The 20363-nt window shown below is 71.4% G+C and carries 19 protein-coding genes; 10 read left to right on the top strand and 9 right to left on the bottom strand.

Features of this window, described 5'->3' with window-relative positions; translation table 11 throughout:
• Nucleotides 1-35: 35 nt before the first annotated feature.
• On the bottom strand, nt 36-824 hold the full coding sequence (locus J3486_RS18905) for a peptidoglycan recognition protein (protein ID WP_229378273.1): 789 nt from the start codon (nt 822-824) through the stop codon (nt 36-38).
• Nucleotides 825-925: 101 nt separating this feature from the next.
• On the opposite strand from J3486_RS18905, the gene J3486_RS18900 reads away from it, so the two are divergent.
• Nucleotides 926-2122 (top strand): MarP family serine protease, encoded by a 1197-nt coding sequence (locus J3486_RS18900; protein ID WP_374194745.1) that lies wholly within the window; start codon nt 926-928, stop codon nt 2120-2122.
• 136 nt (nt 2123-2258) lie between these two features.
• Here J3486_RS18900 and J3486_RS18895 read toward each other — a convergent pair whose 3' ends face one another.
• Entirely contained in the window at nt 2259-3044 is a 786-nt protein-coding gene (locus tag J3486_RS18895) for an SDR family NAD(P)-dependent oxidoreductase (RefSeq protein WP_207821561.1), read from the bottom strand.
• 117 nt (nt 3045-3161) lie between these two features.
• On the opposite strand from J3486_RS18895, the gene J3486_RS18890 reads away from it, so the two are divergent.
• Together J3486_RS18890 and J3486_RS18885 are read left to right on the top strand one after the other, a co-directional pair.
• A complete protein-coding gene (locus J3486_RS18890) occupies nt 3162-3809 on the top strand; it encodes a TetR family transcriptional regulator (RefSeq protein WP_207821559.1) in 648 nt (215 codons plus the stop codon).
• Nucleotides 3810-3993: 184 nt separating this feature from the next.
• Nucleotides 3994-5337 (top strand): NAD(P)/FAD-dependent oxidoreductase, encoded by a 1344-nt coding sequence (locus tag J3486_RS18885; RefSeq protein ID WP_207821557.1) that lies wholly within the window; start codon nt 3994-3996, stop codon nt 5335-5337.
• A 155-nt stretch (nt 5338-5492) separates the two neighbouring features.
• Here the strand turns inward: J3486_RS18885 and J3486_RS18880 are convergent, their stop codons facing one another.
• Nucleotides 5493-6929, bottom strand: a complete 1437-nt coding sequence (locus J3486_RS18880; RefSeq protein ID WP_207821555.1) for a regulator — start codon at nt 6927-6929, stop codon at nt 5493-5495.
• A 291-nt stretch (nt 6930-7220) separates the two neighbouring features.
• Here J3486_RS18880 and J3486_RS18875 point away from each other — a divergent pair, with 291 nt between their 5' ends.
• The 5 genes from J3486_RS18875 to J3486_RS18855 all read left to right on the top strand — a co-directional run bounded on the left by J3486_RS18875 (nt 7221) and on the right by J3486_RS18855 (nt 10761).
• Nucleotides 7221-7562, top strand: coding sequence for a 5-carboxymethyl-2-hydroxymuconate Delta-isomerase (locus J3486_RS18875; RefSeq protein ID WP_207821552.1), 342 nt, complete (start codon nt 7221-7223; stop codon nt 7560-7562).
• A 79-nt stretch (nt 7563-7641) separates the two neighbouring features.
• Nucleotides 7642-8445 (top strand): lipoyl(octanoyl) transferase LipB, encoded by an 804-nt coding sequence (lipB, locus tag J3486_RS18870; RefSeq protein WP_207821550.1) that lies wholly within the window; start codon nt 7642-7644, stop codon nt 8443-8445.
• 132 nt (nt 8446-8577) lie between these two features.
• A complete protein-coding gene (lipA, locus tag J3486_RS18865) occupies nt 8578-9543 on the top strand; it encodes a lipoyl synthase (RefSeq protein WP_207821548.1) in 966 nt (321 codons plus the stop codon).
• Nucleotides 9544-9792: 249 nt separating this feature from the next.
• On the top strand, nt 9793-9990 hold the full coding sequence (locus J3486_RS18860) for a hypothetical protein (protein ID WP_207821546.1): 198 nt from the start codon (nt 9793-9795) through the stop codon (nt 9988-9990).
• A gap of 69 nt (nt 9991-10059) precedes the next feature.
• Complete coding sequence (locus J3486_RS18855; protein ID WP_207821544.1) at nt 10060-10761, top strand: DUF4191 domain-containing protein; 702 nt, start codon at nt 10060-10062, stop codon at nt 10759-10761.
• 154 nt (nt 10762-10915) lie between these two features.
• Here J3486_RS18855 and J3486_RS18850 read toward each other — a convergent pair whose 3' ends face one another.
• Nucleotides 10916-11383, bottom strand: coding sequence for an RDD family protein (locus J3486_RS18850; RefSeq protein WP_207821543.1), 468 nt, complete (start codon nt 11381-11383; stop codon nt 10916-10918).
• Between the two features lie 199 nt (nt 11384-11582).
• On the opposite strand from J3486_RS18850, the gene glnA reads away from it, so the two are divergent.
• Nucleotides 11583-12992: a type I glutamate--ammonia ligase gene (glnA, locus tag J3486_RS18845; protein WP_207821541.1), complete on the top strand. Its 1410-nt coding sequence runs from the start codon at nt 11583-11585 to the stop codon at nt 12990-12992.
• Nucleotides 12993-13255: 263 nt separating this feature from the next.
• Here the strand turns inward: glnA and J3486_RS18840 are convergent, their stop codons facing one another.
• Entirely contained in the window at nt 13256-13822 is a 567-nt protein-coding gene (locus J3486_RS18840) for a Uma2 family endonuclease (RefSeq protein WP_207821539.1), read from the bottom strand.
• A 365-nt stretch (nt 13823-14187) separates the two neighbouring features.
• Nucleotides 14188-15711 (bottom strand): aminotransferase class V-fold PLP-dependent enzyme, encoded by a 1524-nt coding sequence (locus J3486_RS18835; RefSeq protein WP_207821537.1) that lies wholly within the window; start codon nt 15709-15711, stop codon nt 14188-14190.
• Nucleotides 15712-16151: 440 nt separating this feature from the next.
• Between J3486_RS18835 and J3486_RS18830 the strand changes: the two genes are divergently transcribed.
• Entirely contained in the window at nt 16152-16718 is a 567-nt protein-coding gene (locus J3486_RS18830) for a DUF1269 domain-containing protein (RefSeq protein WP_207821534.1), read from the top strand.
• 150 nt (nt 16719-16868) lie between these two features.
• Here J3486_RS18830 and J3486_RS18825 read toward each other — a convergent pair whose 3' ends face one another.
• From J3486_RS18825 to J3486_RS18815, 3 genes are read right to left on the bottom strand one after another with little or no spacing between them, the layout of a single operon-like run.
• Nucleotides 16869-17591, bottom strand: coding sequence for a GAF and ANTAR domain-containing protein (locus tag J3486_RS18825; protein ID WP_207821533.1), 723 nt, complete (start codon nt 17589-17591; stop codon nt 16869-16871).
• A gap of 15 nt (nt 17592-17606) precedes the next feature.
• On the bottom strand, nt 17607-18455 hold the full coding sequence (locus tag J3486_RS18820; RefSeq protein WP_207821531.1) for a GAF and ANTAR domain-containing protein: 849 nt from the start codon (nt 18453-18455) through the stop codon (nt 17607-17609).
• A gap of 23 nt (nt 18456-18478) precedes the next feature.
• Entirely contained in the window at nt 18479-20347 is a 1869-nt protein-coding gene (locus tag J3486_RS18815) for a CheR family methyltransferase (protein WP_207821529.1), read from the bottom strand.
• Nucleotides 20348-20363 lie beyond the last annotated feature (16 nt).

Raw genomic sequence — 20363 nt, 5'->3', positions numbered from 1 at the left:
CCTTCGGGCGGACGACGGGACTTTCGAAACACGCCCTAACCGCGCCCCTGCAGCCGCGCCGCCCGCTCCCTGATCGACGGCAGCTCGGCCATCAGCGCGAGCCCGGGGCAGAACGTCTCGTACCCGTCCCGGTGCCCGGAGACCGCCAGGAAGTCGGCCCCGGTGCCCGCCTTGAAGCGGCTCTGGCTGTTGCTGGAGACGAGCCGCACGGTGGAGCGCGGGTCCACCCCGGCCAGGCCGAGCTTCCACGCGGCGACGGCGGCGATCGCGTCGGTCATGGCGCGCGGCACCGGCGTGCCCTCGGTGAACGTACCGATCGCGGCGATCCCGGCGGTGCCCTGGTTGAAGCCCTGGGTGTGCGCGCCGACGACGGGCCGCTCGACGCCGCCCGCCCGGCCCTCGTACACCGTGCCGCAGCGGTCGACGAGGAAGTTGTAGCCGATGTCGTCCCACGCCTTGCCGCCCGCCTGGCCCGCGTACAGGTAGCGGATGATGCGCGGTGTGTCGGCGCAGTCGTAGCCGTTGGGCGAGTCGGTGTGGTGGATGAAGACGGCCCGGACGCGGTCGGCGTACCGGATCGGGTCGCGGTGGTAGGTCTCGGCATCCGCGAGCCAGCGCTCGCGCGGCACGATCAGCGGCCGGATCCCGGCGTGCGGCCCGGCGGAGGCCGCATGGCCCTGCACGGGGAGCGCGGCGGCCGGCATCACGGCGCGCGCCGACACGGCCAGGGGCGGCGCGGGCCCGCCGCGGTCGATCCCGACGGAGCACAGCACGAGCAGCCCGAGGGCCAGGGCGCCGGGCACGCAGCACAGGGTCGTTCGCAGGGCACGCACGTCTCCACTGTCGGGCCCCGCGCGCTGTGCGGTCGGCCACTGTCTGCCAGTTGGCGGAACCACTGACGGGTCCACGGTCGTTTGTTACCGATATGGACCTGCACATACTCGACGTGGCGCTGATCGTGGTGGCACTGGCCTACGCGGCTTCCGGTTACCGCCGCGGCCTGCTCGCGGGCTGCGTGTCGCTGGCCGGCTTCGTCGGCGGCGCGGTCGTCGGGGTGTGGCTGCTGCCGTTCCTGATGAAGTCGGTGACGCCGGGGACGTCGACGGCCACGGTCGTCGCCGTCCTCACGGTGCTGCTGCCCGCGATCATCGGCCATGCCCTCGCGGGGCAGCTGGCGCTGCGGGTGCGCGGCGGCATGGACCGGGCACCGGGCCCGCTGCGGGTGGCGGACGGGATCGGCGGGGCGGCGGCCAGCACGGTCGCCGTCCTGGTGGTGGCGTGGGTGGCGGGCAGCGTCCTCGTGGCGTCGTCGTCGACGTCCCTGAACCAGGCGATCCGCGGCTCGTCGGTGCTCGGCGCGGTGCAGGACACGATGCCGTCGACGACCCCGGCGTGGTTCGCGCGGGCGACGGGCGCGCTCACCTCCGCCGGGTTCCCGCAGGTCTTCGACCCGTTCTCCAGCGAGCCCTCGGCCGAGGTGGCGAAGCCCTCCGGGGACAGCGTGACCAGGGCGGCGACCCGCGCGGCGACGCGCAGCACCGTCAAGGTGGAGGGTTCCGCGGGCACCCAGGGCCGCGAGGGCAGCGGTTTCCTGTACGCGTCCGAGCACGTGATGACCAACGCGCACGTGGTCGCGGGCATCGACGACCCGACGGTCCGGGTGGGCGGGGTCGGCCGCGCGTACCAGGCGCGGGTGGTGCTCTTCGACCCGGACAAGGACGTGGCGGTGCTGTACGTTCCCGGGCTCGACGCGCCCCCTCTGAAGTTCGACACCGGGGCCGCGCGGGGCGACGCCGCGGTCGTCGCCGGGTATCCGCAGGACGGCGGGCTCGATCTGCAGGCGGCGACGGTCGCCGACACGATCAGCGCGAACGGGCAGGACATCTACGGGGGCGGGACCGTCACCCGGGAGATCTACTCGATCCGCTCGACGGTGCGGCCGGGGAACTCGGGCGGTCCCCTGCTGACCACCTCCGGTGAGGTGTACGGGGTGGTCTTCGCCCGGTCGACGACGGACTCGGGGACGGGGTACGTGCTGACCGCCGACGAGGTGTCCGGGGACGCGGCGCGGGGCGCTTCGCTGACGTCGGCGGTCGACACGGGGGCGTTGGTGTCGTCGTAGGGGTGCTCCTGGCGGGCGGGCGCGGCTTTCGTCGTGGCTGGTCGCGCAGTTCCCCGCGCCCCTGAAGGCATGCGGCTCCGCCGCGCCTTCAGGGGCGCGCGGCGCGACCAGCGCCGGCGAGCAGGCGGGGCACCCCTCAGTAGTGCGTACCGCCGTCGATGCGCACCTCGGTGCCGGTGATGAACTTCCCGTCGTCCGACGCCAGCATCGCCACGACCCCGGCGACCGCCTCGGGCCCGGCGAAGCCCTGGCCCAGCGCGGGCGACAGCTTCGCGAAGAGGCTCCAGTCGGTGTCCTCGGGCAGGCCGGGGCCCTGGCTCTGCCTGCTCTCGCCGGAGCCGTCGGTCATGCCGGAGGAGATGGAGCCGGGCTGCACGGCGGTGAACCGTATGCCCTGCTTGCCGTACTCGGCGGCGAGTGCGTGCGTCATGGACTGGATGCCGCCCTTGCTCGCCGCGTAGGCCGCCATGTACGGGTGGGCGAACATCGCGGACGTCGAGCTGAAGTTCACGACGGCCGGCGCGTCGCCCTCCAGGAGCGCCGGGATCGACTCGCGGATCATCAGGAACGTCCCCGTGAGGTTCACCGTGAGCACCGCGGTGAAGTCGGCGAGGGACGTCTCGTGGGTGTGCGAGGAGCGCAGGATGCCGGCCGCGTTGACCAGCACGTCCAGGCCGCCGAGGGCCTCGACGCCGGCGGCGACACCCGCGCGCACGGACGCCTCGTCGGCGATGTTCACCACGACCGTGGTCAGCCGCGCGGCGTCCGCGCCCGCCTTGCCGACGGTGTCGCGCAGGCCCGCCTCGCTGACGTCGGCGGCGACGACCGTGCCGCCCTCCGCCAGCATGCGCAGCACGGTGGCCTGGCCGATGCCCGAGCCACCGCCGGTGATCAGCGCGCGGCGGCCTTCGTAGCGGTTCATGTCGACTCCCTGAGGTGTTCATTCGGTGATGCGGGATTCACCGTACGCCCAAGTGGCACGTTTTGCCACAGTGGCGTATTACGCCTACCTGGCGTTGCTCCGGCTACGCTTTCTCGGGTGAGCCGACCCGAGAACCAGCCCCTTTCGCTGACCGAGCGCCGCAAGGCGGCGACCCAGCTCGACATCGCGCACGCCGCGGCCGAACTCTTCACCGAGCGGGGCCCCGACGGCACGACGGCGGAGGAGATCGCGGGCCGCGCCGGGGTCGCCCTGCGCACCTTCTACCGGTACTTCCGCAACAAGCAGGACGCCGTGGGGCCGCTGCTCTCCGCCGGTGGCGCCGACTGGCGCGAGCTGCTGGCCGCGACGGAGCCCGGCACCCCGCTCCCCCGGGCCCTGGAGGCGGCGGCGGTGGCCACGCTGTCCCGGCCCGGCGAGGCCGCGGCGGAGGCGCTGCGCTGGACCCGCGGCCTGCTGCGGGCGGCGCAGGACGACCCGGCCCTGCGCGCGGTCTGGTACCGGGTCAACCAGGAGTCCGAGGAACAGCTGCTGCCCGTCGTGGCCCAGCTGGTCGGCCCGGACGCGGACGACCTGGAGGCCCGGCTGATCGCCGCCGCGGCGACGGACGCGATCCGGATCTCCCTGGAGGTGTGGGCGGCCTCCGACGCGGACGTCTCCGGCCCGGGCTCCCCGGCGGACCTGGTGGTGCGCGCTCTCAGGGGCGCGAGGACGGGGCACGGGGCCGCGGGCGCGCCGACCGAGTGATCCCGGCGACCCCGCGGGCCCGCGGGGCGCACCCGGCGGGCCCCGCGTGCGCCCGTGCCGCCCCGATGCGCGGACCCTCCTTTGCCTGAACCCCACCTACCCTCGACCCGAACTCAGGTATTCCGGGGCCGAGTCGGGGGCATAGGCCCCCCGCCAGCAGCCGCGCAACCTCGGGGAGGCGTACGTGCTTGAGCCCGCACACGCAGCAGCAGAGGCCGTCGTCATCGTGGGGGGCGGGGTCGCCGGCCTCTCGGCGGCCCAGCACCTGACCAGGGCGGGTGTGAGGCCGCTCGTCCTCGACGCCGCGTCGGACGTCGGCGGCCGGATGTCCACGGAGAAGGTCGACGGGTTCCGGCTCGACCGGATCGGACAACTGCTCTCGACCTCGTACCCCGAACTGCGCCACACGCCCGGTCTGGACGCCCTCGTCCTGCGCCCCTTCTCCCCCGGCGTGCTGCTGCACAGCGAGGGGCGCCGCCATCGCGCCGGCGAACCCACGGGCCCCCGGCGCGCGAGGGGCGCACTGAGTGCAGCGCGCGCCCTTGCAAGCGCCCCTCGTCCGGCACGGGGTGTCAGGCCCTCGCTCGGCGGCCCGCTCGACCATGCGCGGCTCGGCGCTGCGCTGGCCCGGATCGCCGCGACCGACCCGGCCCGACTGCTCGCCCGCCCCGAACTCCCCATCGGCCGCGCCCTGTTGGAGCGCGGCCTGCCACCCAGGACCCTGCACGGCTTCATCCGTCCGCTGCTCTCGGCCCTGCTCTGCGACCCGGATCTGACGACGTCCAGCCGGTGCGCCGAACTGGCCCTGCACGCGTACGCGAACGGCCGGCTCGCCGTGCCCGAGGGCGGCGCCGACACCCTGCCCGAACTGCTCGCGAGCAGCCTCCCGCCGGGCACCGTGCGCACCGGCGTCCGGGTCACCGCCATCGCCGCGAACCGCGTGACGACCGCCGAGCACGGTGAACTCCCGTGCCGCAGCGTCGTGTTGGCGACCGACGCGGCCGCGGCCGCCGAACTCCTGCCGGGATTGCGTGTGCCCCGCTTCCACGAGGTGACGGTCGTCCACCACGCCGCGCCCGAGCCGCCGCTCACCGAACCCGCGCTGCTCCTGGACGCCGACCGGCTCGGGCCCGTCGCCCACACCTCGGTGATCAGCCAGGTCGATCCGAGCCGTGCCCCGGCCGGCCGTGCGCTGGTCTCCTCGACCGTGCTCGGCCCGCCGCCCACCGAACGGGAGCTGCGCACCCAACTCGCCGCGCTCTACGGCACGTCGACCCGGAGCTGGGAGACGCTCGCCGTGCACCACGACGCCCGCGCCGTCCCCGCGATGCCCGCCCCGCACGACCCGCGCCGCCCGGTGCGACTGTTCGACGGCCTGTACGTGTGCGGGGACCACCGGGACACGAGCACGGTCCAGGGCGCCCTGCACTCGGGGCGCAGGGCGGCCCGGGCGGTCCTGACCGACCTGGGCCTGTCGGCCGCACCACGGGCCCCCGAGGAGGACCCCCCGGTGGAAAAAGCCGCCTGACCCAGCGCCGACCCGGGCAATCCGCCGCGGCAAGGCGGCACCCCGGCGCCGGCCAGGCGCCCCAGCGGGGCCCCGCCCACGGCGCGGGCCCACTTAGACCGCGCCCGTCTCCGTGGCACATTCCGGAGGCGGGCGCCCTCAACCCACCGCCGGACTCAGCCCAGGGCCGCGACCTTCTCCCGGTACCCGCGGACGGGCCCGGCGTCCCGGTACGGCTCAAGCCGCCGCTCGAACTCCCGCACATACTCGTGCGCCCGCACCGACCGCATGTCGGCCGCCGCCGCGGCCGCCTCCGCCCCGAGCGAGCACGCCGAGTCCAGCTCCCCGAGCCCGAGTCGCGCCGAAGCGAGCACCACCCGGCAGAACAACCGGCTGCGCGCATACCCGGGCGCCCGCAACTGCAGCGACCGCTCGGCGTGCTGCGCCGCGGCCCGGTACTGCTGGAGATCCCGGTAGCAGTGCCCGAACTCGTCGGCCAGCTGCGCCTCGTCGAAGAACCGTGCCCAGTGCGGGACTTCGTCCCCGGCCCGCACCGCGTCCAGCGCCCGCTCGGCCCGTACGAGCGACGACGTACAGGCCCGCACCTCGCCGAGCACCCCGTGTCCGCGCGCCTCCACGGCGTGCAGCAGCGCCTGGACGGCCGGCGGCGCCGACGTGCCGACGCCCTGCTGGGCGACCCGCGCGAGCTGCACGGCCTCGCGCCCGTGGCCGAGGTAGACGGCCTGGCGGCTCATGGTGACGAGGACGTACGACCCGTACATCCGGTCCCCCGCCGCCTGCGCGAGCCGCAGCGCCTGCACGAAGTAGCGCTGGGCGAGCCCGTGGGCCGCGATGTCGTACGAGGTCCAGCCGGCCAGCCGGGTCAGATCGGCGACGGCGGCGAAGAGCCGCCGCCCGGTCTGCTCCCCGTACGTGCCGCGCAGCATCGGCTCGGCCTCGTGCTCCAGGTATCTGACCAGGGCCTGGCGTGCGTGCCCGCCGCCGTAGGCGTGGTCGAGGGCGCGGAACAGCTCGCCGACCGAGCGCAGCGCCGCGATGTCGCCGGGCGTCACGCGCTGCCCGGGCCCGCGCTCGGTCTGGGTGCGCTGGCGGGGCACTGCGGGCCGCCCCTGCGGCGGGACCCGGGGCGGCAGCTCGCCGCGGCCCACCCGGTCGTCGGCGCGGCCGATGAGCCAGTCCCGGCTGGGCACGACGAGCCCGGCCGGGGTGAACGCGATCTTGCGGAGCTCGGCATGGCTGCCGGAGTCCTTGCGCCACAGGCCGCTGACGATGTCGACGGCCTCCTCGGGCGAGCCCGCGAACTCCAGGCCCGCGTACACGGGGGCACAGGCGTCGAGGCCGAGGTCCTGGGCGGAGAGTCGGCGGCCGAGGCGCCGGGTGAACACCTCGGCGATCAGTGCGGGCGTGGTGCCTCGCGGCTGCTGCCCGCGCAGCCATCTGGTCACCGATGTCTTGTCGTAGCGCAGGTCGAGACCGTGTTCCAGGCCTAGCTGGTCCACGCGGCGCGCGAGCCCCGCATTGGAGAAACCCGCCTCCGCGATGAGCGCGGCGAGCTGGCGGTTCGGGGTGCGCTGCGGAGGTCGTTCCGTCATCAGCTGTGCGGTCTCCTGCCTTCCGGGCCGGGGTGCAGCCCTCATGGAACGGCGCGACTGTAACGGCGATATCCGGCCTCGACAGAGCCTTCGCGGGGCCTTCATCCGATCGTGTGACGAACGGTGGGAGAGGTGGACACCGAGGGGGACGCCCGGAGGTCACGACGGAGGTCACGACGGAGGCCGACGGGAGGCGGTCGGCGGGAGGCGGTCGACGGGAGGCGGTCGACGGGCACGCGTCGCCCGGTCATACGATGCGTGTGCGCTACACCGGAAGGTTCAAGGTTCCCCGTGCCTCATATCGACCTCGACTACTCCGACTCCCTCGTCGGTTCGGTCGACGTACCCGCCCTGATGGCGGAGCTCCACCCGCTCGTGGTCGACCGTGTGCGGTCGGTCGGAGTCGGCAAGACGTTCGCGCGGTCGGCGCCGTCGTACGTGGACGGGGCCGCGGCCCCGTTCGTGCATGTGGCGGTCGGCCTGCTGCCGGGGCGTCCGCAGGCGATGAAGGACACGCTCTCCGAAGACGTACTGGCGCTGCTCGACAAGCACCTGTCCGGGGTCCCCGATGTGACGTACTCGGTCGAGGTGCGCGATCTGGACGCCTCGTACCGCCTCTACCCGACGCACTGAGAACCGCCGGAGCGGGGCGCCGTACCCTGGCTGCGGGCGCGATATGTGCACGGTGAAGGTTCGTAAGGAGGCGCTTGCCGTGAGTGAGTTCCGGTTCGTCCGGATGGGGTTCGGCGCGGACATGGTGGATTACCAGGTCGCCTGGGACGAGCAGCGTCGTGTGCACGCGGCCCGCTTCGCCGACGAGATTCCCGACACCTGTCTGCTTCTTGAGCACCCGCCGGTCTACACGGCGGGCCGTCGCACCGCGCCCGAGGAGCGCCCGCTGGACGGCACGCCGGTCATCGACGTGGACCGCGGCGGCAAGATCACCTGGCACGGCCCGGGGCAGCTCGTCGGTTACCCGATCCAGAAGCTGCCGCGCCCGGTGGACGTGGTCGCGCATCTGCGCCGCCTGGAGGACGCGATGATCGCGGTCTGCGCCGAGTTCGGCATCGAGGCCGCCCGGGTCGAGGGCCGCGCAGGCGTCTGGGTCCTGGGCGATCCGATCGAGCAACGTACGCATCTGGGCGGCCTGTCCCTCGACTTCAACCCGCGCCTCAGCAGCGAGGACGAGGAGTTCGACCACCGCCTGGTCGGCCCCGAGTACGCGCCCTCGAACGCCGGCCAGCGGCACGAGGACCGCAAGATCTGCGCCATGGGCATCCGCGTCGCCAAGGGCGTCACGATGCACGGCTTCGCGCTGAACGTGAACCCGGACACCTCGAACTTCGACAAGATCATCCCGTGCGGCATCCGCGACGCCGGTGTGACCTCGCTCTCGTACGAGCTCGGCCGCGAGGTCTCGATGGAGGAAGTGCTCCCGATCGCGGAGAAGCACCTCCAGGACGTCCTGGGCGGCGCCGACCTCAAGCCGCGCACCGTCGAGCGGGCCTCGGCCTGACCCCCGTACGCGGAAACCGGGGAGTGCGGGGAATGCACCCCCGTGGCCACAGGTTGGCCATCCGTGAGGGCCATGAACATCACGGGCGTACCCTGATGTACGCCGAGGAATCAAAGCTTTAGGGAGCCGGTCGTGTCCGCAGTCGCACCCGACGGACGCAAGATGCTGCGCCTGGAGGTCCGCAACGCCCAGACCCCCATCGAGCGCAAGCCCGAGTGGATCAAGACCCGGGCGAAAATGGGCCCCGAGTACACCAAGATGCAGAACCTCGTGAAGTCCGAGGGCCTGCACACGGTCTGCCAGGAGGCGGGCTGTCCCAACATCTACGAGTGCTGGGAGGACCGCGAGGCCACGTTCCTCATCGGCGGTGACCAGTGCACGCGCCGCTGCGACTTCTGCCAGATCGACACCGGCAAGCCCGAGGCCCTCGACCGCGACGAGCCGCGCCGCGTCGGCGAGTCCGTCGTCACGATGGACCTGAACTACGCCACGATCACCGGCGTCGCCCGCGACGACCTGGAGGACGGCGGCGCCTGGCTGTACGCGGAGACGGTCCGCCAGATCCACGCCCAGACCGCCGACCGCGCCGAGGGCCGCACGAAGGTCGAGCTCCTCGCCCCCGACTTCAACGCGGTCCCCGAGCAGCTGGCCGAGGTCTTCTCCTCCCGCCCCGAGGTCTTCGCGCACAACGTCGAGACGGTCCCGCGCATCTTCAAGCGGATCCGCCCCGGCTTCCGCTACGACCGCTCGCTCAAGGTCATCACCGAGGCCCGCGAGTTCGGCCTGGTGACCAAGTCGAACCTGATCCTCGGCATGGGCGAGACCCGCGAAGAGGTGTCCGAGGCGCTGCGCCAGCTGCACGAGGCCGGCTGCGAACTGATCACCATCACGCAGTACCTGCGCCCCTCCGTGCGGCACCACCCCGTGGAGCGCTGGGTCAAGCCGGCCGAGTTCGTAGAGCTGAAGGACGAGGCCGAGCAGATCGGCTTCTCCGGTGTCATGTCGGGCCCGCTGGTCCGCTCCTCGTACCGGGCCGGGCGGCTCTACCAGATGGCCATCGAGAAGCGGGGTTCGTACGTCGCCTCGCAGGCCGTGTGACCGCGGACTCTGTGAATTCGCGCACAAGAAACTACTGATCGGTATTGGCCGGTACGACGCGGCCCTGACCGTCCTCGCAGATGAGGGCGAACGTCAGGGCCGCGTCAGCGTTTCGAGCCGGCGCGTCAAGGCTTCATTGGCGTTTGACCGCCCAGTCACGCCCTGGTAACACCAATCAGTGACCCTGTAATCACCGCTCGTGCACCCATCGCCAAAGCTGTGATCCGTCTCTGAGGGGGGACCTCAACGATGCAGGCCGCGCCCGTACGCGCCACCGCCATCCCGACGTTCACCGACGCCCTGCGCGCCGTGGAGTCGCTGCTCATGAGCGGCGGCCAGCGCACCGCCCGCCGCAACGCATGGACCTCCGTCCTGGAGGACCGCCGCCGCGCCAAGGACCGCGTCGAGGCCCAGCGCGTCCTCGAAGCCGTCTCCGCCCGGGGCTGACACCCCGGCCGGGCCGGTCCGGGCCGTACTGCTGTTCATGCGGCGTCCCCGGCCACGTAGACTTCAGGCATGGCGAGGAAGGACACGGCAGCGAACGCTGCGAATCCAGGGCGACTCAAGCAGATCGCTCTGACCTACAAGATGACCAGCAAGGCCGATCCGAAGATCGGTCTTGTACTCGCGGCTGTGGGAATCGTCACCTTCGGTGTCTTCCTCGCGATCGGTTTCTTGATCGGTCACCCCATCTATCTCGGAATTCTCGGCTTCCTGCTCGCCTTCCTCGCGATGGCGATCGTCTTCGGACGCCGTGCCGAGCGTGCGGCCTTCGGGCAGATGGAGGGTCAGCCCGGTGCAGCGGCCGCGGTGCTCGACAACATCGGCCGCGGCTGGACCACGACCCCGGCGGTCGCGATGAACCGCAGCCAGGACGTCGTGCACCGCGCGGTCGGCAAGGCGGGCATCGTGCTGGTCGCCGAGGGCAACCCGAACCGGGTGAAGACGCTGCTCGCGGCCGAGAAGAAGAAGATGGCCCGTGTCGTGTCGGACGTCCCGGTCCACGACATCATCGTGGGCAACGGCGAGGGCCAGGTCCCGCTGAAGAAGCTCCGCACGACCATGCTGAAGCTGAACCGGGTACTGACCGGCCCCCAGGTGACCGCGACCAACGACCGGCTGCGCGCCATGGGCGACCTGATGTCGAACATGCCGCTGCCGAAGGGCCCGATGCCCAAGGGGATGAAGATGCCCAAGGGTGGCGGCAAGATGCGGTGACGCCGCCGCTTGTCCCTACGTGAACGAGGCGGGCCGGAACCTTCGGGTTCCGGCCCGCCTCGTTCGGGTTTCGTTGTCGGGTGCCGGTGGGGTGCGGCCGGTCGCACCCCGCGGCGGAGCCGCTGACGGACGCGCCCCCCCTGGCCGACAGCGGTCAGATTCGGACCTCCACGGACTTCGCGATCCGGTCGTGCAGCCCGCGGCCGTCGCGGTCCCAGACCAGCGCGGGGATGGCGACGCACAGCAGCACCGTGCGCACCAGGACCCGCCCGACGCCGAGCCGGCCCCCCGCCTCCGAGACGACCCGCAGGCCGAGGAGGCGCTTGCCCGGGGTGCAGCCGATCGTGCCGACCGTCAGCACGCTCAGCACGAAGAAGATGAGCAGCGCCCAGTTACTGGTCGCCTGGTTGTAGCCGTGCGTCACCAAGCCGTATGCGATCAGCATGCACAGCGCCCAGTCCACGACGAGGGCTCCGATGCGCCGGCCGGGGCGGGCGATCGAACCCGGGCCCGACTCCGGGAGGCCGAGCTGTTCACCGCGGTAACCGAAGTTCGCACCCGCGTTCTCCAAGGCTTCGCGCGGCCCCGACAGCCACGAGCCCATTGCTTCCCTGTTGTCCACGCATCCACGGTACTGCGGCGCGTTCCTCACCCCACCCTCCCCCCTGGTCCGGTTAACTTCGGCGAAACAAATGGGTCATGCTTGAGAAATCACGTCTGCCTATGGTCGGGTCCCAGCGTGTGCCACCGCACTGGCCGCACTGTCGAGCTGTACCGAGCTGCAACCCCGCCCCTCCCCGGGTGGGAGTAGGAGGAGTTGGATGTTCCAGAACGCCGATGACGCCAAGAAGTTCATCGCGGACGAGGACGTCAAGTTCGTCGACGTCCGGTTCTGCGACCTGCCGGGTGTGATGCAGCACTTCACGGTGCCGGCTGCGGCGTTCGACCCGACCGAGGAGCTCGCCTTCGACGGCTCGTCGATCCGCGGTTTCCAGGCCATCCACGAGTCCGACATGGCGCTGCGCGCGGACCTCTCCACCGCCCGCGTGGACCCCTTCCGCCGCGACAAGACGCTGAACGTCAACTTCTTCATCCACGACCCGATCACGGGCGAGCAGTACTCCCGTGACCCGCGCAACGTGGCGAAGAAGGCCGAGGCGTACCTCGCCTCCACCGGGATCGCCGACACCGCGTACTTCGGCCCCGAGGCCGAGTTCTACGTCTTCGACTCGGTGCGCTTCGAGACCTCCGCCAACAAGTCGATCTACGAGATCGACTCCGAGGCGGGCGCCTGGAACACCGGCGCCGTCGAGAACAACCGCGGTTACAAGGTCCGCTACAAGGGCGGCTACTTCCCGGCCCCGCCGGTCGACCACTTCGCCGACCTGCGCGCCGAGATCTCCCTGGAGCTGGACAAGAACGGCCTCCAGGTCGAGCGCCAGCACCACGAGGTGGGCACCGCCGGCCAGGCCGAGATCAACTACAAGTTCAACACGCTGCTGGCCGCGGCCGACGACCTGATGCTCTTCAAGTACATCGTGAAGAACGTCGCCTGGCGCAACGGCAAGACCGCGACCTTCATGCCGAAGCCGATCTTCGGTGACAACGGCTCGGGCATGCACGTCCACCAGTCGCTGTGGGCCGGCGGCGAGCCGCTCTTCTACGACGAGCAGGGCTACGCGGGCCTCTCGGACGTGGCGCGCTACTACATCGGCGGCATCCTGAAGCACGCCCCGTCGCTGCTCGCCTTCACCAACCCGACGGTGAACTCGTACCACCGCCTGGTCCCGGGCTTCGAGGCCCCGGTCAACATGGTCTACTCGCAGCGCAACCGCTCCGCGGCCATGCGTATCCCGATCACGGGCTCGAACCCGAAGGCCAAGCGCGTCGAGTTCCGCGCGCCCGACCCGTCCTCGAACCCGTACCTCGCGTTCTCCGCGCTGCTCATGGCGGGCCTCGACGGCGTCAAGAACAAGATCGAGCCGGCCGAGCCGATCGACAAGGACCTGTACGAGCTGGCTCCCGAGGAGCACGCCAACGTCCAGCAGGTCCCGACCTCGCTCCCCGCGGTCCTCGACGCCCTGGAGGCGGACAACGAGTACCTGCAGGCCGGCGGCGTCTTCACGTCCGACCTGATCGAGACGTGGATCGACTACAAGCGCACGAACGAGATCGCCCCGATCCAGCTGCGGCCGCACCCGCACGAGTTCGAGCTGTACTTCGACATCTAGAAATTACGCGGGTCAGAGCCCCGCGTAGCGCTCTGGGCCGTGCATGGGCCGTGGGTCGTGTCCTTCCCCGCCGAGGAGGAAGGACGCGGCCCACGGTCGTTTGAGGCGGTCGGAATCCCAACAACACGGCTCGCAGCCGCACGTATCCTCCGAGCCGTGGCACTGAAGCCACGCCGCCGTCATCGTCACGGCATCAGTGGCACCGCGATCGCGCTCACTGCTGTGGGGCACTCCGGCGAGCGTGCGGCGCCACGTGACCGACCTCAGACGGCTCCGAGGTCGACCGTGAGGCTGAAGGGTGCGACGGCCTTGACGGTGCCGGTGAACACGTCGCTGTCCCGGTAGGTCTTGCCGGCGGGGTCCAGGACGTAGGCGTAGACGATGGGGAGGCCTGTGGCAGCCTGCTCGATGCGCCAGTAGAAGGGGATTCCGGCTTTCGCGTACTGCTCGACTTTGACGATCCGGTCGGTCGTTTCCGAGCCGGGGGAGACGACTTCGACGACGAGGAGGACGTGTTCGGGCCGCGTGGGAGTGACGTCGATGGTGTCGGCCCGGTACATGGTGACGTCGGGGCGCCGGTTGGTCAGGGGGACGTCCTGGAGGCGGACGTCGAAGCCGGTGTCAGCGTTCCAGTCCGCGCCGGCAGCTTCGTCCAGGGCGTTGGCCAGGACACGGGCCAGCCGGTTGTGGCGCTTGGACGTGCTCGGGCTCGCTACGACCATCCCGTCCACGATCTCGATGCCTGCACACTGTTCCTCGGTCCAGGAGTCGTACTGCTCCGCGCTGATCTGCGCGTGCATCCAGTCGGGTGCGACCATCTCGGCGGTCATGGCGTACCTCCCTCGCGCGTGCTCGGCGATTTCCGTGCTGCTCGGCGCAGCCTACTGTTCCCGGCGAGTCAGGGACGGCTCGCGCAGGTGCGCCGCCTCCAGCCCGATTCACCGGCCTCACCCGAACCGCAGGGCGTCGGCGCTCTCTCCTGTGACCGTCACTACTCGTCGTGTGCACCACGAGTGCACCTCACCTGGGGCACGGCCCACGGTCCCTGGGCGAATCGCCTGCGCGGCTTCGACATCCGGAAAGCAGCTCCGCGCGGCCTGGATCCAGGTCCCGGAGCACTGCCAGCAGGCACCGTGACGAGTGCGCCGTCCCGGCACAGGGGTGGCGCACTCGTCGTCGATGCGGGCGAGTGCGTCTACTCCGCTCCGTCCGTACGGCCGGACCGGCCGCGGTCGGCGTCGACGGCTGCGGCGACCTCGCCGAGCAGCACGTCGAGATCGTCCGTGGTGGTGCGGTAGTTGCAGACGCAGGCGCGCAGCACGGTGCGTCCCCTGACCTCGACGGTGGCGAGGTAGGCGCGGCCGCCCTCCTGGATGCGGCGGGCGACGCGGGTGTGCAGCGCGTCCGCGTCGTCGGGGGCGACGTCGGTGACGCGGAAGCACGCGGCCGGCCAGGGGCCGCCTGCCAGCAGTTCGAGGCGGGGATCGGCGGTGATCTTGTCGCGCAGCCGGGCCGCGAGGGTGAGGTAGTGCTCGATCAGCGCGGTGACACCGTCGCGGCCCAGATGGTTGAGGGTCGCCCACAAGGCCAGGGCGCGGGTGCCGGGACGGGTGAGTTCGACGGTGGAGTGGGACAGCCAGGGCAGGGCGTCGGTCTCCCCCGCGGTGAGGTAGGAGGCGCGGTGGGCGAAGGCGGTGTGCAGGTGCCCGGGGTCCGGGACCAGCAGCGCGCCGCAGCCCACGGGAACGCTCAGGGTCTTGTGCGGATCCACGGTCAGGGAATCGACGTCCCCCACCCCCCGGTACAGCGGGGCCAGGGCCGGGACGGCCGCGCCGAGCCCGCCCCAGGCGCCGTCGGCGTGGTGCCACATCCCGGCGCCGCGGCACACGGACGTGACCGCTTCGAGCGGGTCGACGGCGCCGGTGGCGGTCGTGCCCAGCGTGCTGACCGTACAGAAGGGCAGGAACCCCGCGTCGGTGTCGGCGGCGACCGCGGCGCGCAACGCGTCGGGGTCCAGACGGTCCTGCGCATCCGCGGGAACCGGACGCAGCCGATGGGCGGGCACGCCGATGCAGGCGGCGGCCTTGGACACGGACATGTGCGCCTGGGCGCTGTAGTAGAGAGTCAGCCGGGCGTGGTCGCGGTCGTAGTCGGGTCCGTCGCCCGAGCCGCGCCGGGTGAGGAACCAGGAGCGGGCGGTGGCCAGGGCCAGCAGGTTGGCCATCGAGCCGCCACTGGTCAGGACCCCGCCCGTGCCGTCGGGCAGCCCGGCCAGGCCGGCCAGGGTACGCACGGTGCCGCGCTCCAGGTCCATGAGCGCGTTCTCGCCCATGCCGCACGTCGCGTTGACGGCGCCGGCCAGCAGTTCGGCGATGAGACCGGCCGGTGCGGGCGGGGAGTTGACCCAGGCGAAGAACGCGGGGTGGCCGTTGCCGCTCGGGTACGGCGCGATCTCAGCACGTACGAAGTCGAGCACCCGGCCCAGTTCGGCTCCCTGTGGCGCGAGGGATCCCTCGCGCAGCCGGGCCCTGTGCTCGGCACGCATCGGACGGCTCACCGAGCCCGCCGGGAGCTCGCTCAGGTAGCGGGACACCCACTCCGCCGCGGCCACCAGTTCGTCCCGCACCACCTTCGGTTCGGCCCCGGGCAGGACCTGCTTCCAGGGCGGGGCGGCATCGCTGCACCGAGCGGGAGCAACATCACTGAAAAGGTCCGGCATGATGGCGTGTAGAGCCTTTCGTTGTCGCAAGACCCCAGGTCAGAACGCCCAGAGTCATGGTCGTAACGAGCGGCTCCCGCCTCCGACACGCAGGCCGGGGCCCACCCGGGTTCACCGCTGCGGCGGCTCCGCGAGGCAGAGGCCGTTGCCGTCCGGGTCCAGGATCCCGACGTGGCGGACGCCGTTGGCGCAGGTCTCCACCGGCTCGTGGCCGGTGCCGTACGCGGCGAGCCGGGACAGGACGGTTGGAGATGTTCGGGGTGCGGGGCGAGCAGCGCAAGCTCGTCGCGCGGGGGCAGCAGACGCTGATCCAGGTGCGCGGGGAGGACTGACGGGGACGCAGGGCCGGAGGGGCGAAAAGACGGAAAGGCGAAAATAGGGCATTTGACTTAAACTCGGGCACGTTGCACACGCTGCCCCAGCCTCGGAGGAGTGCCGTCATGAGCAATCTGTTCGTCGTCGCCTACAACGACCTCGCGACCGCCAACCAGGTGCGCGACAAGGTCCTTTCGATGACCCGGGAGCATCTGGTCGAGCTGGAGGACATCGTCGTCGTCGAGCGGCGGGAGAGCGACGGCAAGATCAAGCTGCACCAGGCCGTCAACCACACGACGACCGGTGCCGCGGGCGGCGCGCTGTGGGGCGGGGTCATCGGGATGCTGTTCCTGGTGCCGTTCCTGGGGGCCGCCGTGGGCGCGGCCGCCGGTGCCGCCGGTGGCGCGGTCACGGACACCGGGATCAACGACAACTTCATGAAGGAGCTCAGCCAGAATCTGCGGCCGGGCGCGGCGGCCGTCTTCGCCCTGGTGAAGCAGGCCGCCAAGGACAAGGTCGTGCCGGAACTCGCCGCGTTCGGCGGGCAGTTGGTGCAGACGTCGCTGAGCCACGAGGAAGAGGAGCAGCTGCGCGAGATGGCGCTCGCCGCCCAGAAGAAGGCGCAGGAGACGGCCCAGGAGACGGCCCAGGAAGCGGCCAGGGCCACGCCGCAGGAGGCCGCCGCCTCCTGAGGTCGGGGCACGAAAGCACGAGTGAGGGCGGTCGTCCCGCGGGTTGCCCGGCCCGCAGCGATCATCCCCGCCGGATGCCCGGCCCGCAGCGATCGTCCCCGCCGGGCGTCCGGCCCGCAGCGGGCGTCCCCGCCGGATGTCCGGCCCGCGTCACCCCGCGGGGAACTCCAGCTTGCCCTCGATGATCTCTCGGGCCACGTCGGCCACCTTGCGCTGGTGCGAGCGCGCATAGCCGCGTAACCAGGAGAACGCCTCTTCGAGGGTCAGGTCGTGGCGCGCCGCCAGGATCCCCTTGGCCTGTTCCACCACGACCCGGCTGGACAGCGCGTACTCCAGCTGCCCGGCCAGGACCCGGCTCTCGGTCACCTCGCGCTGGAGCGAGAGGGTGTGCGCCGCGGCGTCCGTGTAGCTGCGGGCCAGCGCCAGGGCCGGCTCGTCGAGGCGCCTTCCGGGTGCGTCGAACAGGGCTATGGCCCCGGCCGCGCCCTCCTTGGCGGGCAGCGGCAGCGCGGTGACCCTGCCGTACCCCAGGGCCTGGACACGGGCGGACCAGCGCGGCCAGTGCGCGCGCACGGGCAGTGTCGTCACGTCCACGTCGATGAGGGCGCCGCCTGTCGTGGAGGAGTCGTGGGCGGGCCCCTCCCGCCAGTCCGCGGCGTCCGCGATCAGATCGCGCAGGGCATCGTCCGTGCCGGCGGTCCACACGACCCCGCCGGGGCCCGCCTGATAGCGCACGGCGGCACCGCGCGCTCCGAAGAGCCTGACGGCACCTGCCACGAGGGTGCTGAGCAAGGATTGTGTGTCGAGCGGCTCGCGGGCCGCCTCCCCCGTCAAATGGGCGAAGACCGCGCCGAGTTCCGGTCCCTGCAGCATCACGGTGGAGACCTCTCAGCCGAGTGTGAGTCGTCCTTCGACGATATCCCGGGCGATGTCGCCGATGGGGCGACCGTCGGCGAACGCCCGCGCTTTGACCAGTTCCAGTGCATCCACGACGGAACATCCGAGTTGCACTGCGGTCACGCCGGCCGCCTGATGCACCACGGCCCGGAAGTCGATGCCCCCGAAGAGGCCGGGTACCGCGTCACGGCCGAGCAACACACTGCGGGTCAGCGCGTCGGCGACCTGACTGAACAGGAGCGTCGAGGCCGTGCCGGGATGCGGATCGAAGACAGCGAGGGCGCCGATGCACTCGTCGGGCGCCTGCAGCGGCACGGCCACCACCTGGCCGATTCCGAGCGCCATGACGGCCGGACCGTAGCCGGGCCAGCACACACTCAGCGCGCGGCCCGACACGTCGATGGGGGCCCTGGCCCTGACCGCGTCCCGCGCCGGGCCCTCCCCCAGGGCGAACTCCAGGTCCTGTGCCCTGCGCGCCGGTTGATCGGAGGGGGCCGTCGCCAGCTGATTGCGGTCGCCGTCGACGAGGGTCACCGCCACGCTGTGCGCGCCGCACGCCTCGGCGACACCCGTCATGAACCGGGGCGGCGGCCCGCCGTCCCGTACCCACCGGCTGGCCCGGCGGGCGTGGCTCTCCAGGAGCTCCGCGGCGACCTGGTGACGGGCACCGGTGGTGCGGTGGATATGGGCGAGCCGCTCGAACATGGGGTCCCTCGCGCTGCGCGCCAGCCCCTCGTACCGCCGGGCGAGCCCGAAGGCCCGCTCGGCGCGCGCCCGCGCGCCGACCGCACGCTGCCAGGCGAGCGCGGCCTGTGCGGGCGAGTCGCCGCTGGGGTCCATACCATCCACACTACGCCCGTCGGTCATCCCTGACCGTCGGTGTGCCCTTCTTCCATCAAGAGCACGACACCGCCGCGGTGACCGTCGAAGGGGCTGCACTGAACCGTGCAACCGATGCTGCGGCCAAGGCGGTTGACGGCGTCGAGGGTGACCGGCACCCCGCGCTTGCGGGACGTGAGGCACTCCTCGACCACCTCGCGCAGCGGCTTGGTCGGCAGCCCGAACTCGAGGTCGAAGAAGGCGTGGTCGAGGACCTCGTCCTGGCGCAGGCCCCACAGGTCCGCGGCGCCCCGGTTCCAGCTCTTGACCTTGAGGTCCTTGTCGAGGACGACGACGGCCGCGGCGATGGAGGTGAGGACACCCTCCAGGAAGGCGCGCGCCTCGTCCAGCTCCTCGCTGCGGATGCGCATCTCCTCGTTCATCGTCTCCAGTTCCTCGTTGCCGGACTGGAGTTCCTCGTTCGTCGTCTCCAACTCCTCGTTCGTGGACTGGAGTTCCTCGTTCGTCGTCTCCAACTCCTCGATGGAGGACTGGAGTTCCTCGTTCGTCGTCTCCAACTCCTCGTTCGTGGACTGGAGTTCCTCGTACGCCGTCTCCAGGTCCTCGCGCACGCGCTTGATCTCGGACTTGAGCTGGGTGGCGACGGTGACGTCGGTGAACGTGATGTTGGTGGCGGCCGGCAGTCCGCCCGCGCCGACCAGCGGCTGTACCAGGATGTCGAAGAACTGGACGTCCTCGCCGACCCTGCGCTCCGCGCCGTTGACCCTCAGGGTGCGGCGTTCGTGCGTGGCCTGCTCGATGAGGGAGCGCAGTTCCACGGGGCGGTAGGAGATCTCCAGGTCCTGGAAGGGACGGCCGGTGTCGTTGGAGGTCAGGCCGAACTGGACGCGGGCATGGTTGTTGATGAAGACGACCATGCCCTCGGCGTCGACGGCGAGGGTGGCACCGGGCGAGGCGTCCAGGATCAGGTCGCGCAGCTGCCGGTTGCGGGCCACGCTCTGCAGCTCGCCGCCGTTGGTGACGCGCAGCTTCAGCGGGGCCGGCTGATAGGGCGGGGTGGTGCCGCCGGGGCGGCGGCGGAAGATGCGCTGGCGCATGCTGAGGACGTCGAAGCGTTCGGCGTCGTTCAGCAGCATCTCGGCCTTGCCGAGGAACAGGAAGGCGTTCTCGCGCAGCGCGAAGTGGAACCGGTCGATGATCTGGGTCTGCGCCTCGACGTTGAAGTACATCAGCGTGTTGCGGCAGACCAGCAGGTCGAGGCGGGAGATCGGGGCGTCGCGGGTGATGTCGTGACGGCCGAAGATCACCCGGCGGCGCAGATCGGAGCGGAAGCTGAACTGCGAGCCGTTCTGCTCGAAGTACTTGTCGCGCAGCTCGGCGGCGAGCGGCTCCAGGGTCTTGGCCGGGTAGAGGCCGGAGCGGGCGTCGCGCAGCGCCTCGTCGTCGACGTCCGTGGCGTAGATCTTGACCCGGTTGAGGGCCTCCTCCAGGCCCAGGGCCTCCGCGAACATCATCGCCAGCGAGTACGCCTCCTCGCCGCTGGAGCAGCCCGCGCTCCACACCCTGATCTCGTCCGAGTGGCCGACCTGGGCGAGGAGTTCGGGGAGCACCTCGTCCTGGAGGTACGTCCAGGCGTCGGTGTCGCGGAAGAAGGAGGTGACGTTGATGAGGATGGTGTTGAACAGCGCGTTGAACTCGTCGGCCGTGGTCTCCAGCTGGTCGCGGTAGTCCGCGTACGACTCGATGCCCACGTCGGTCATGCGCTTGCGGATGCGGCGGCCGAGCGACGAGCGCTTGTACCCGGTGAAGTCGAATCCACGGGCGTCCCGCAGGAACCTGAGCAGCTCTTCGAGCTCCTCGTCCGTCTCAACGTCGCGCGAAGCCTCGCTCATCGTCTTCTACCCACTG

Origin of the sequence: Streptomyces sp. VRA16 Mangrove soil (assembly GCF_017377775.1) — a bacterium.
Classification (GTDB): domain Bacteria; phylum Actinomycetota; class Actinomycetes; order Streptomycetales; family Streptomycetaceae; genus Streptomyces.
This window is presented reverse-complemented; position numbering and strand designations above follow the sequence as displayed.